This is a genomic window from Aquabacterium sp. T101 (genome assembly GCF_057219775.1).
The window spans coordinates 1-12,636 of record NZ_JBXVVZ010000008.1 but is presented as its reverse complement, the minus strand read 5'-3'; the positions used below and the strand labels follow the sequence as shown (position 1 = coordinate 12,636).

5 protein-coding genes are annotated in these 12,636 nt (G+C 63.3%); all 5 read left to right on the top strand.

Annotated features, from left to right (window positions below):
- The first annotated feature begins 18 nt into the window (after window positions 1-18).
- Window positions 19-3,963 carry an Eco57I restriction-modification methylase domain-containing protein gene (locus AC2EAQ_RS16535; protein WP_484645489.1) on the top strand — a complete coding sequence of 1,315 codons (3,945 nt, stop codon included), beginning with the start codon at window positions 19-21 and terminating at the stop codon, window positions 3,961-3,963.
- Window positions 3,964-4,027: 64 nt separating this feature from the next.
- Window positions 4,028-6,718, top strand: a complete 2,691-nt coding sequence (locus AC2EAQ_RS16530; protein ID WP_484645487.1) for an ATP-binding domain-containing protein — start codon at window positions 4,028-4,030, stop codon at window positions 6,716-6,718.
- A gap of 45 nt (window positions 6,719-6,763) precedes the next feature.
- A complete protein-coding gene (locus AC2EAQ_RS16525) occupies window positions 6,764-8,890 on the top strand; it encodes an AAA family ATPase (protein ID WP_484645485.1) in 2,127 nt (708 codons plus the stop codon).
- On the top strand, window positions 8,887-10,221 hold the full coding sequence (locus tag AC2EAQ_RS16520) for a hypothetical protein (RefSeq protein WP_484645484.1): 1,335 nt from the start codon (window positions 8,887-8,889) through the stop codon (window positions 10,219-10,221). The genes AC2EAQ_RS16525 and AC2EAQ_RS16520 overlap by 4 nt, the downstream gene beginning before the upstream one ends.
- A 42-nt stretch (window positions 10,222-10,263) precedes the next feature.
- Window positions 10,264-12,375 (top strand): DUF262 domain-containing protein, encoded by a 2,112-nt coding sequence (locus AC2EAQ_RS16515; protein WP_484645482.1) that lies wholly within the window; start codon window positions 10,264-10,266, stop codon window positions 12,373-12,375.
- Window positions 12,376-12,636 lie beyond the last annotated feature (261 nt).

Here is a 12,636-nt window from a genome sequence, read left to right as displayed (position 1 = left end):
CATCACATTGACCTGCTCATGCCACAGCGCGAGGCCGCCATCCATGTCGACACCCTTGCCATCGAGGGAGGCCTCTTCACCGCCGAGTGGCTGACCAAGGTTGCGGCCCAACAAGCGCCTGCCCAGGCCGATGCGGACTATGGCGTCCGCGCCGGCTTCACGCTGCGGGAAGAGATCGCACTCGCATGGCGTTCAGCGCAAGCCCTGTGGAACCAGTTCAACGCCGCGCGGGTGCAGCCCCATCACGATGCCTGGGCGGTCACCCAACGCTTCTCCACCGAGCTGCTTCGACAATGCTTCGCGTTCCAGCTTCAGCAGGCGATCCATCCGCGAGTGATCGGCGAGAGGCATTACCCCGTGCTTTTCAGTGCCCTCGGTGGCCGCGTGCCCGTGGTGCTGTCGCCGCATGACGAGACCAAACCGTTGGACAGTGCGCACGAGCGCCTGGGCGACAACACCGGTGAACGAGTGCGCCGCCGCAGTGCCTTTGGCTTGCTGCAGGAAACGCTGAACGCCCAGTCGGACGCACTCTGGGGCTTGGCCACTAACGGCGCGTTGCTACGTATCGCCCGCGATAACGCCAGCCTCACCCGTCCGGCTTGGGTCGAGGTCGACCTGGAGCGCCTCTTCATCGAAGAGCGCTTCGCCGACTTCTCGGTGCTGTGGCTGCTGCTGCATGCGAGCCGCTTTGGCAGCGAAGGCGGTGCAGCGGCCGACTGTGCCCTGGAACAGTGGCGCACTTCATGCCGCGAGCAGGGGACCCGTGCCCGCGAGACCCTCCGCGTGGGGGTCGAGCAGGCGCTGCTGGTGCTGGGCCAGGGGTTTGTCGGTCATCCGGCCAACACCGCGCTGCGCGAAGCTCTGTCATCAGGCGGGCTGACCGCCCAGGACTACTTCAAGGAACTGCTGCGACTAGTCTATCGGCAGATCTTCCTGCTCACCATCGAGGAGCGTGAGATCCTGCACCCGCCCGGCGCTGACTCGCGGGCCGTGGCGCTCTATGCGCAAGGCTACGGTCTGCGGCGGCTGCGTGACCGCGCCGTGCGCCGAAGCGCCCACGACCGCTACGGTGACCTCTGGCAGGGACTGAAACAGGTTTGGCTGGGGCTGGCTGTTGGGCAATCGGTGCTGGCTTTGCCGCCGCTTGGGGGCCTGTTCGAGACAAGCCAATGCCCGCATCTTGACGCCGCGCGGCTAGAAAACCGCCATCTACTACTCGCGCTCTTCCATCTTGCATGGTTGCGTGCGGAGCCCAACGCGCCGCTTTCGCGGGTGAACTGGCGCGACATGGGCCCCGAAGAACTGGGCAGCATTTACGAAAGCCTGTTGGAACTGGTTCCGCTGCTCAGCCAAGAGCATCGGCAGTTCAGCTTCCAGACAGGTGCTGCGGTGCGCGGCAATGCGCGGAAGACCACGGGCAGCTACTACACCGCCGACCCACTGGTGCAGGAGCAACTGGACTCTGCGTTGGAGCCGGTGATCGCAGCCATCCTGGCCGCCCACCCGACGGGCGAGGGCGCAGTCCAGGCCTTGTTTTCGATCAGCGTGATCGACCCGGCTTGCGGCAGCGGGCACTTCTTGCTAGCGGCCGCGCGGCGCATCGCCGGGCATCTGGCGCGGGTGCGGGCGCAAATGCGAGATGCCGTGACAGGCAACGGTGGCCAGCCCACGCCCGACGACTACCGCCATGCCCTTCGCGACGTGGTGACCCATTGCGTGTACGGCGTTGACATGAACCCGATGGCACTGGAGCTGGCACGTATGGCCCTCTGGCTGGAGGCCTACACGCCCGACGCGCCGCTCGGTTTCATCGACCACCACTTCAAGCTGGGCAACGCGCTCTTGGGCGTGATGGACCCCAAGACGCTGCTCGAAGGTGTACCTGACGAGGCATACAAAGAACTCACTGGCGACGTCAAGGCGCTGTGCCGAGATCTCAAGCGGCGCAACAAGCAGGAGCGTGACGGCTTGAAGCGCATGCGCGCTGCCGCCAACTTCAGCCAAAGCCTACAAGCGATGGACTTGAGCATCACGGCGGCACCCCTGCAGCAGCTGGACGCATTGCCCGACGCGACGCTGGCCGATATTGCGGCCAAGCGACATGCCTACGCGGCGCTGCAGGCGAGTGCCGGCGACGATGGGTTGACGTTGGCGCTGCACCTGTACTGCGCCGCCTTCATGCTGCCCAAACACGGCACCGAGACCAGCACGGCCGTGCCGACGACGCAGGACGTGATGAACGCGCTGCTCGGCCAGCCTGTGGCGCCTCTTCGGCGCGATGCGGCGCTGCGGTTGGCTGCAAGCACGCCGTTGTTGCACTGGCGGCTGGGGTTTGCACAGGTCTTTGCGCAAGGCGGCTTCACCATCGTGTTGGGCAATCCGCCGTGGGATCAGTCCCAGTTCAGCGACGTCGAGTTCTTCTCAAGCCGACATCCCGAGATTGGAGGAATGGCTGGTGAAGCGCGCAAGAAAGCTATTGCGCGGCTGCAGCACGAAGAGCCCCGTCTGTGGGCCGAGTTCCAGTCTTCCGTCCATAACATCGAGGCACAGAACTCATTCTTTCGTAGCAGCGGCCGCTACCCGCTCACGGCGGTGGGGAAGCTGAATACCTATCCATTGTTTGCTGAGACGACGCTGAACGTACTGCATCCGCAAGGTAGGGCCGGACTCGTTTTGCCCAGCGGCATTGCGACTGACGACTCAACGAAAGCCTACTTCCAGGAAATTGTCGACAAGCGCCGGCTTGTCAGTCTGCTGGGCTTCGACAACGCACTTCGCATCTTTCCAGCGGTGCACCCGGATACTCCGTTTTGCCTGCTCACACTAGGTGCCACTGCTGGAGACAGTGAGTTTGCGCACTACATCCTCGCCGCAGATCAACTTCGAGATCCGCGTCGCAAGTTCACACTAAACGCCAACGATATCCTTCGCCTTAACCCGAACACGAGAACCTGCCCAATCTTTCGAAGCAAACGAGATGCCGAGATCACGAAGGGGATCTACGCACGAGTGCCCGTGCTTTGGGACGAGACCAGTCCTGACGGAAATCCGTGGGGGATTACCTTCCGCCAGGGGTTATTCAACATGGCGTCCGACAGTGCTCTGTTTCGGAAGATCGGACAGCGCAACGAGCTTCGGGATCCTGTACCGCTTTATGAGGCCAAGATGGTTCATCAGTTCGACCATCGATGGGCGACCTATCTCGGCAACGGTGACGAATCTCAGGAACTGAGCGACGAAGACAAGGCGAATCCAGCGTGTTTCGCGAAGCCCCGCTATTGGGTTGAAAGACAAGAGATTGAGGTGCGACTATGCGACAAGGGATGGACGCGTCAGTGGCTTCTGGGCTGGCGAGACATTACTAACGCCACCAATGAACGGACAGTAATCGCCGGAGTGATACCTCGGTCAGGGGTAGGCGACACGTTCTTGCTTCTTATGCCCACGACGCCTGCTTTTGGCACTGCATTGCTGCTCGCAGATCAGAACTCGTTTGTGCATGACTTCGTGGCTCGGCAAAAGGTCGGAGGCACGCACCTGAAGTACCACGTAAAGAAGCAGATCACCAATCTTCCGCCGACCGCATACTCGATTGAGCATGTGGACTTCATCGTCCCCCGCGTACTCGAACTGACGTATACCGCCTACGACCTTCAGTCCTTCTACGCCGACGTGGTGGCCGAGAACCCGGCCTGGGATGCGCGCACCGGCGCCGACCGTGGCCAGCCTTGGCGTTGGAATCCCGAGCGCCGAGCGCTACTGCGCGCCGAGCTTGACGCCACCTATGCCCGGCTGTACGGCCTGACTAGCGACGAGGTGCGCTACATCCTTGATCCCGCCGACGTAATGGGCGACGACTACCCCAGCGAAACCTTCCGCGTCCTCAAAGACAAGGAGATTCGGCAATTCGGGGAATACCGAACTCGAAGATTGGTATTGGAAGCCTGGGACCGATCGTCCTGAGCCTTTGCCGCAACCGCCGCACCCGAGCCAGAAGACGAACAGACCTCAGGGAGACAAGCAAGGCATGGACGCATCCATCTCGAAACCCGGACCCGTAGCAGCGATTGCCGATGACGTACTAGGCACTTTCGAGGCGGTCGAGCGTGTTGCCGCCCAGGGACTGCAGGGCGAGTCGTACCTGACCCCGGAGTCGATCGGCATCGTCAATCCGGTGCGTGACCACCGTGCGATGCAGACGCTGACACAGATCAACTCCGACAAGGCCAGCAGCTACCAGCTGCTCATTCGCGAGCCTGCCATTGCCCGAGTGGTTGTCACCGACGCGTCCGGGGCCATGCGGACCTACTACGTCTGCCGCACCAGCCCGCCCACCGGGTTGGGCCTGCCGCTGATCTCCTACCGCTCACCGGTGGGCGCAATGGCGTCGCGGTCGGTGGGTGATACGTTCACGCTGCCCAATGGCGACCTCGTGGAACTGCGTCAACGCGCACGCCTGCGACCCGTCAAGCCGGACCTCTGGGACTCCCGAGACAGCATCTTCGAGAGCGACAGCTTCGGCACACTGACCATTCAGTCGCTGCGCGAACTGCTCGCGCCAAGCGGCGACGTATCAGAAGAAGACGTGCTGGCGGCACTGCTGGCCGAGGACGACGCCGCAAAAAACGTCATCGAGGGTGTGCGCCACAGTGTTATCACCAAGATGGGCCTGCGGGACCAGCCCATCCTTGACCGCTATCAGGACACGATTTTCCGGCTGCCGCTGAACAGTCGCCTTCTGATCCTGGGCCCGCCGGGCACAGGCAAGACGACGACGCTGATCAAGCGCCTGGGGCAAAAGCTCGATCCCGAGTTCCTGGATGATGGGGAGCGCGATTTGGTTCGCCGCATGGACGAATCCAGCGAAGTCGCGTACGCACAGAGCTGGCTGATGTTCACGCCTACCGACCTGTTGCGGCAGTATGTGAAAGAGGCGTTCAACCAGGAAGGCATTGCAGCACCTGAGCAGCGGATTCGCACCTGGGCGGAGTACCGGCATGACCTCGCGCGCAATCGGTTCAGCGTGCTGCGATCGGCGGCGGGTGGTGGCATCTTCGTGCTGAAGGACGCAGCAGCCACGCTGTCGTCAGCGGCCCGTGAGAGACCGATCGATTGGTTTGGCGACTTCGACCGTTGGCAGAAGACGGCTTGGCTCGACACGATTCGCTTGGCAGCCGAGGAACTCCACGCCGATGCCGAGCCGACCGTTGCCGCCATGGCGGGGCCCGCGGTTGAGGCGCTGACCGGTGCGACGGCCGAAGGCATCGATGAAGTCGTGGTCGCTCTCAGCCGTGAGTCGCGCACGATCCAGGCACGCATCGCGGAGATGAAGGCCTACACAGATGGCAAGGTTAAGGATGCGTTGACGCTGCAAGTCAATCGCAACCGGGCCTTCCTGGACGAGATGGCGCGCTTCATGGACACCTTGCAGGACGCCACGGATGGCGACGACGAGGACGGCGACGATCCTGAAAGCGAGGACGATGAAGACGTGGTTGAGCTGAAGACCGGGCGCGCGGCGGCCATGCAAGCCTACCAGCGCTGCGTTCGGGCCGTGGCTCGTGCCCAGGCGCGCAAGCGCTCGTTGAAGAAGACCGGGCGCAACAGCAGGATCGCCGAGTGGCTGGGTGATCGCGGCCTGCCCGCCAAGGACCTGGCTGAGGTGGGGCGGAGCTTGGTGCAGCAATCGCGTGCAAGACGGCTGGTCAATCCGGCGACCTCATTCATACAGGGTATACCCAGGCGATACCGCAGCTTCAGGCGCACGCGCCAGGCGGAGGCCAGCTGGTATCTGGCCTCAGGCTACACCGTGACCGACCTGCATCCGCAAGAGCTCGACGTCATCTTGCTGAGCATGCTGCGCAATGCGGCGGGCCTGCTTCGGCGAGCACAGGTGCGGCGCGATCTGGAGCTGCCCGAGTGGGCGGCCCTGCGCGGCGTACAGGCCACGGGCAGGCACCAGATCCTGGTGGACGAGGCGACCGACTTCTCGCCGGTCCAGCTGGCGTGCATGGCGGCGCTCGCCAATCCGTTGGGGCAGTCGTTCTTTGCCTGCGGCGACTTCAACCAACGCCTCACGACGTGGGGCAGCCGCTCGCTGGATGATGTCACCTGGGCGTGCCCTGGCCTGTCGCACCAGACAATCTCGATTTCGTACCGCCAGAGCAGCCAACTAAACGAGCTGGCCAAGAGCATCGTTCGGCTGGGCGGTGGCGACGACAGCGCCATGGCGCTGCCCGATGGGGTGGACAACGCGGGTGTGGCGCCGGTGCTCGTGGAGCAACTGGCATCCACCGCCGATACCGCTTCGTGGCTGGCAGCGCGCATCCGTGAGATCGAGGCCTTCGTCAAGAAGTTGCCATCGATCGCCGTGCTGGTGATGACTGAGGGCGACGTGCAGCCGCTGGCCGAGATGCTGAGCGAGCAGTTGGCCGACAACAACATTCGGGCCGTTCCATGTCGCGACGGTCAGAGCATGGGCAAGGAGAACGATGTGCGGGTGTTCGACATCCAGCACATTAAGGGCCTGGAGTTCGAGGCCGTGTTCTTCGTCAGCGTCGACCGACTGGCGGCAAGCCAGCCAGATTTGTTCGACAAGTACCTGTACGTCGGCACAACCCGGGCGGCAACCTACTTGGGCATGACATGCGATGGGTCCTTGCCGACGGCGCTGGAACCGCTGAGGCGCATGTTTGCGAAGCGCTGGATGCCTGCGTGAGCTGACGACGACCGCGAGAACCGGGTGTACTGCTAGGAAAAGACTATGCGACTGGATTCAGGCAACGTGGTGGCGGCCAAGATGAACTCTCATCGCCATCAATGGAACGGCACGATTTGCTCGCAACCGCAGTCCTGGAACTGTGGAGCGGAAGCGAGCTTCAGAGCCAGCTATTGCGACTCCGGCGTACCGCGATGCTTCCACCTCGACGTCTTTAAACCGAGTGCGCCCAAGTTCTTCACTCCGGACAGCAGTGTGGTTCTGGCCGTACAGCAGCAGCCAAGGCTCTTCGATGATCAGATTCTGGTCTTCTACGGAGGGCGGTTCGGGGCTCAGCAAGGCATCCCTCCGGGGGACTATGAGCAAACACTGTTTGGCTTCTATCGCGTCAAACACGCGAACCTCGACAGCTCCCGCACGCCCCATCGCCTGGTCGTCGAGCCACATTCCGAAGCGTGGGCAGTCTTCCCAAGGATGCAGCTTCGGCCTGCGGCCCTGCGCGCGATCCAGGGTGTCGCGTATCTGAAGCAGATGCGGGCGAAGGGGCTGAAGGACGCCATTGACGAGGCGTTGGAAGCTGGCGAGTCACTTCCCAAGTCAGACAGCTGGAGCAGCGAGCTTCAGCGGCGTTTGCAGCGTGCCGGCGAAGCCTTGCCCAATTGGCTGCAGAAGGCAGAGGACGCGCTGTCGAAGTTGCCGCCTCCGACAGAAGCGCCCCGAGTGACCGCGTCGTTCGGTAGTCTGGAGGGGCCGCTCGCTGCCAAGTTGAGGGGAATCAGGATCGCGACCGCGCCCCCGGCGCCAGCGCCTGCACCCGCCGTGCCGACTGTTTCATCGCCAGTTTCTGCGACGCCGCCGCCGCCGGAGGGCCCGCTCCCGATCGACCTGACGGTTCCACCACTCAAGGCTGGGGCGATCGCCGCGGCTCCTGTTGAGGCAGCGGGTGCCCCGAAGACCGATCTACCAGGCGCAGTGCCGCTCGTTGGCGCGTCCGTACCGGCGGCGATCCCCGCGGAAGCCCCGGCCGAAGCTGACGCACCGCCGGAGGCGCCGATCGTTCGGGAACCGGTTGTGGCGGAAGAGCCGCTCAGGCCGGTTTCCGCACCGGACCTGCTGCGTGCCGAAGCCGAAGCGGCAGCGACCATTGTCGATGGTGGGCCCGATGGGTCACCCCCAGTGGCGGTGGTGGAGTCGCCACCCGTGCACGCCTTGCCTGAACCGTTGGGTAAGCAGAGTCTGGAAAGCCAGTTCGGAAGCCAGCTCATTGAAGCCCTCAGCGTCGCTTTCATTACCAAGAGCTTGGTCATACTGACTGGCGCGCCTGGCGCAGGAAAGAGCTGGATCGCCAGCCGACTGCTGGACGACAACGCACGAGACAGGACCGTCATCGTTCCCGTCGCGTCAACTTGGCGGGGCCGCGAGGACCTGTTGGGCTACGTGAACCCGATCAGTGGCAGCTTCGAGGCGACCGAGTTCACACACTTCCTTTGTAGCGCGCAGGATGCCTGGGAGGCGGGTGACCGAAGGGCGCGCTTGGTCATCTTCGAGGAGTTCAACCTGAGCCAGCCGGAACACTGGCTGAGCGATCTGCTTGTCCGTTTGGAGTACGACACCGACCAACTGGCGAACAGGACCATTCGGCTCGGCGGCAAGGAGATTGCCGGCCGCCCTGGGCGTGCTTGCAGCCTAGTGCTGGTGCCGAGCCTGCGTTTCGTCGCCACGCTCAACAATGACCACACGGTGAAGCCGCTGTCACCACGCGTGCTGGACCGAGCTGCGCTGATTGAGGTCACCAGCAGTGGGCGGGCGGCACTTTCCCGAGCAGGCGTGGAACTGGGCGACGACGTGGAAGATGTCATTGACGAACTCAACGACCTTTTGGAGCCGCGAGGTGCGGCCTTCTCGGTCCGTTCGGCCCGTTCGCTGCAACGTGCGATGGGAGCTGTCGGCGCGAATGGTTTGGCCCTCGGTCGAGCGCTCGACTTGGTGCTTGCCCAGGAGGTGCTCTCGCGTGTCCGCCTATTGGCCGGGGACCCGCGGGATGAGCATCTGTTGTCCCGTCTGCAGGCCTGGACACAGAAGCCGGGCTGCGCCGAACTCGCTGTGTGCGCTGCCCGGGTCGCTGACTGGGCTGATCTGTTGAGCGCGGGCCGGGACGTGTTCCAGGCATGACCGCCGGGCTTCCGCGCTGGTTGCCAACGGTCGTCGCCGATCTTCGAGACGTCTCGGCCGACCTATTAGAACCCGGGCTCGCGCCGGCCGCCCTGATTGGCTCCGTGGGCGGGCATGGGCCGCTGCTGCGCAGTCTGCTGATGGCAGCTGACGCCTTCTCATCCCTGACCCCGCGACTACTGACGGAACTCGACGTCACGGCCGACGGATCATCGGGCGAGTGGCGGCTGACCATGGAGCCGCGTAGGGCGCGTCCATCGACGGCCCCTCATGACTACGTGCTGTCCAACGGAGAGGCGCTTCCGCTTCGCTGGCTTCGCTTTGATGCCGAACAGCGTCCTGATGCTAGCGCGCTTCGCTGGGCGCTCCACCTCTGTGGCCAGCTTCGGCAGCAGCTGCAAACTCACAGCCTGCGGGTCGGACGACAACTCGAAGAAGCGTTGCTTGTTCGTGCTGGCGAGAGCACCTGGGCAGTGCAGGACTCACAAACCCTCAGAGGCCTGGCGCAGGACGTGCAGCAACGGCTCGTGTCGATGCGGCAGGCAGAGGCCGACATCCGCGCGGTAGCGGGCCGCCAGATCTTCGGCAGCGATCGTGCGCCGGTGCCCTACCCGCAGCAGCCCGCATGGTCGCGACTGAAGCGCCTCGCACGGGAGCTGTTGAACCCGGAAGCGATGCTCGGGACGATGGTGAATGACCTGCTGGCGGAACCTATTGCCATTGCCGACGTGCCTTTCCTCTATCAGCGGTGGTGCGGCTTGCATCTGGTTCAAGCTTTCGAGCGCCTGGGGTGGAAGCGGCGCGGCGACCTTATGGGTGCACTCTTCCTTGGGGGCCGGGTTGAGCTCTCGGGTGTAGGGGCAGGGCACCTGACGATCTGGATCGAGCCGAGAGTCTCGCGAGCGACGATGCCTATGACCGGCTGGGGTTGTGCTTCGAGAGGCGACGAACTGACGCCTGACTTCCTCATCACCTGCGGAGAGGCCGGCATGCGCGACGCGTTCGTGCTGGACGCCACCCTCGCGACGTCGGACGAAGTGCTTAACTCGAAGTCGAAGTATCGCTTCGGCATCGTCGGCATCGACACGCTTCTCGTTGCTGGTGTTTCCGTGGCTCGGCGTCCCCTGCGTTCCTGGGCGATCGCGCCACTAGACAGCACCCTTTGCCGATTGAACGATCCTGAAGGCCGCACCGGTGGTGTTCCCTTGCATCCCGGTCGGCGCGATTTGCGTGCCTTGGACTCGTGGGTCGCTGATGTGTCCTTGCACGCACAACGACAAGCCATTCGCGGGCACGCAACACCCAGTGAAATGGAAGGGGCGGCGCAGTGATGAAGCGGGGCAGCAAGGTCACTCAGAACAGGAAGGGAATACATGAAGGCTGAAGACACCTCGTTCTTGAACTTGCTGGGCGGGGGTTCGCGACAGTTCGTGATTCCGGTCTTCCAGCGCCAGTACAGCTGGACGGAGGCGCAGTGCAGCCAATTACTCGGCGACGTAGTGCGCGTGGCGAGGCGTCCGCAAGGTGCCACACACTTTGTTGGGTCGGTGGTGTACGTGGCCAGTGGTGACCACAGTGCGGTCTTACCGCAGTGGCTTGTGATCGATGGCCAGCAGCGACTGACTACCTGCACGATCCTGCTAGCGGTGCTGCGTAATCGACTGAAGCTGCGCGAAGGAGAAGTCCCGATCACGGACTTACCGGCTGCACTTGACGAGCAGTTCTTGCTCAATAAGTTTGCACCGCCGGGATTGCGCGCGCGCTTGGCGTTGCGCGGCACCGATGACGTTTACCTCCAGAAGTTGTTGATCGGCCAGCAACTGCCCGACGACACGACCAACCGAGTGGCAGCCAACGCTGCCTTCTTCGAGCAGGCCTTGGTCAATCTCGACGAGTTGGAGGTGCTGGCGGGCCTGCGCCGGCTCATGGTGGTGTCTGTGTCATTGAAACCGGGCCAAGACAACCCGCAGCTGATATTCGAGAGCCTGAATTCCACGGGAATGACGCTGACGCAGGCCGACCTGGTGCGCAACTACGTGCTGATGGGTCACGCGGAGCCTCAGCAAACCGAGTGGTACCAGACGTACTGGTATCCCCTGGAACAAGCCTTCGGCGTCCACTATCGTGCCTTCTTCGACAACTTCCTTCGGGACTTCCTGACCCTGGAGCTCAACCCACCTCGGCCGCTGAGGCTGGACAGCGTCTACCGTGAGTTCCGCAACTGGTATCCGGCACAACCGGCCGACGGTCACGACGCGGACGCCGTTGCCAAGCTTGATCGCATGTTGCGCTTCGGCAGGCACTACTGCACTTTCATGTTCAACCCTCAGGCCGGAGGCGCGGCCGAAGTGGGTCTCCGGCGTGTGCAGCGATTGGTGGATGTGGCGGCCCCCACAGTGATGGTACTGCTGGAGCGCCGCTGGCACGACATGGTGATCGACGACAAGGAGCTCGTCCAGGCGCTGGACTTGATCGAGAGCTACGTGCTTCGTCGTTCGATGATCGGCGCCGAGACGCGCAGTGGCGGGCAGGTGTTCTCCGCATTGGCGCAGCGCATCACCGTCGATCAGCCGTTGGCTCGCCTAAAGGCGGCGCTGGTCAGGCAGCCGAAGGGCGCCGAGTTTCCCGACGATGTGGCTTTCGCCCATGCATTGCGAACTCAGGATCTGTACGGCCGCCGCAACCTGAAGTTCTTGCTCGAGAGGCTGACGAACTCCAGCAAGGAGAAGGTGCTCACCGACAATCTCACGATTGAACATGTGCTGCCGCAGAAGGAGAACCTGGCGCCGCAATGGCAAGCCATGCTGGGGCCCGAGTGGAAGGCGGTGAGGGCACAGTGCCTTCACAAGCTGGGCAACCTGACGCTGACAGGATTCAACAGCGAATTGGAGGCGCGGCCGTTCCTCGACAAGAAGCAGCATCCCGAGTGGGGCTACATCCACAGCCCTGTGTGGCTGAGCAAGAGCATCGCGTCGGAGGAAAGCTGGGGGCCGGAGCAGATCGATAAGCGCGGCATCCTGCTCGCCCAGAAGGCCATTCAAGTTTGGCGTCCTGTCGTTGCAGATCCGGCCATGCTCAAAACCTTGGAGCTTAACGATGAGAAGGAGCGCTCGTCAGCCTTTTCGCTGGAAGCGCTGAAGTGGGCGGCCGGGACCCGCGAGTGGTTTGACGAGTTGCGCGAGACCGTCTTGGGAAGCGCCGAGGGGGCCTTGGAGTTGCCACGCGCAAAGTCAGTCGTGTACCGAGCGCCGGACTGGATTGTTGAAGTTCTGCCGCGGGCCAAGGGCTTCACGATTCGCTTTGCTGCAGATGCCAGTGACCTCATGGAGATCGCTCCCGAAGTTCAAGATGCCGCGGCCTGGGTTTTCATCTCAAACAGCACAGTGTCCGGCGGCAGTCTGTACACAGTTTCGTCGCCCGCACAGCTGGCCGTGGCGAAGTCGCTTGTCATCCGGACCTGTCAGCTCATGTTCGAGCCGAACTGATATGAACTTGCGCACGCTAGGTATGCTCGAACGCGCGGGTCTGCGGAAGATAGCGACGGACTGCGGGTTCGATGTCCTTGAGGATGGCTCATGCTTGGTCGCAGCTGCCAGCACGCAGGCCCCCCTGCGCGCATGGGGGCGATGTCCCGCTCGCTGTTGAACCGTGACCGGTGACGGCTCCTCGGTGGACATGCTACGCGGCCTTCAAGACGGCGCCGTTGTCGCTTTCGGGGCGACGGCCATCCAGGGCCTTGAGGAGGG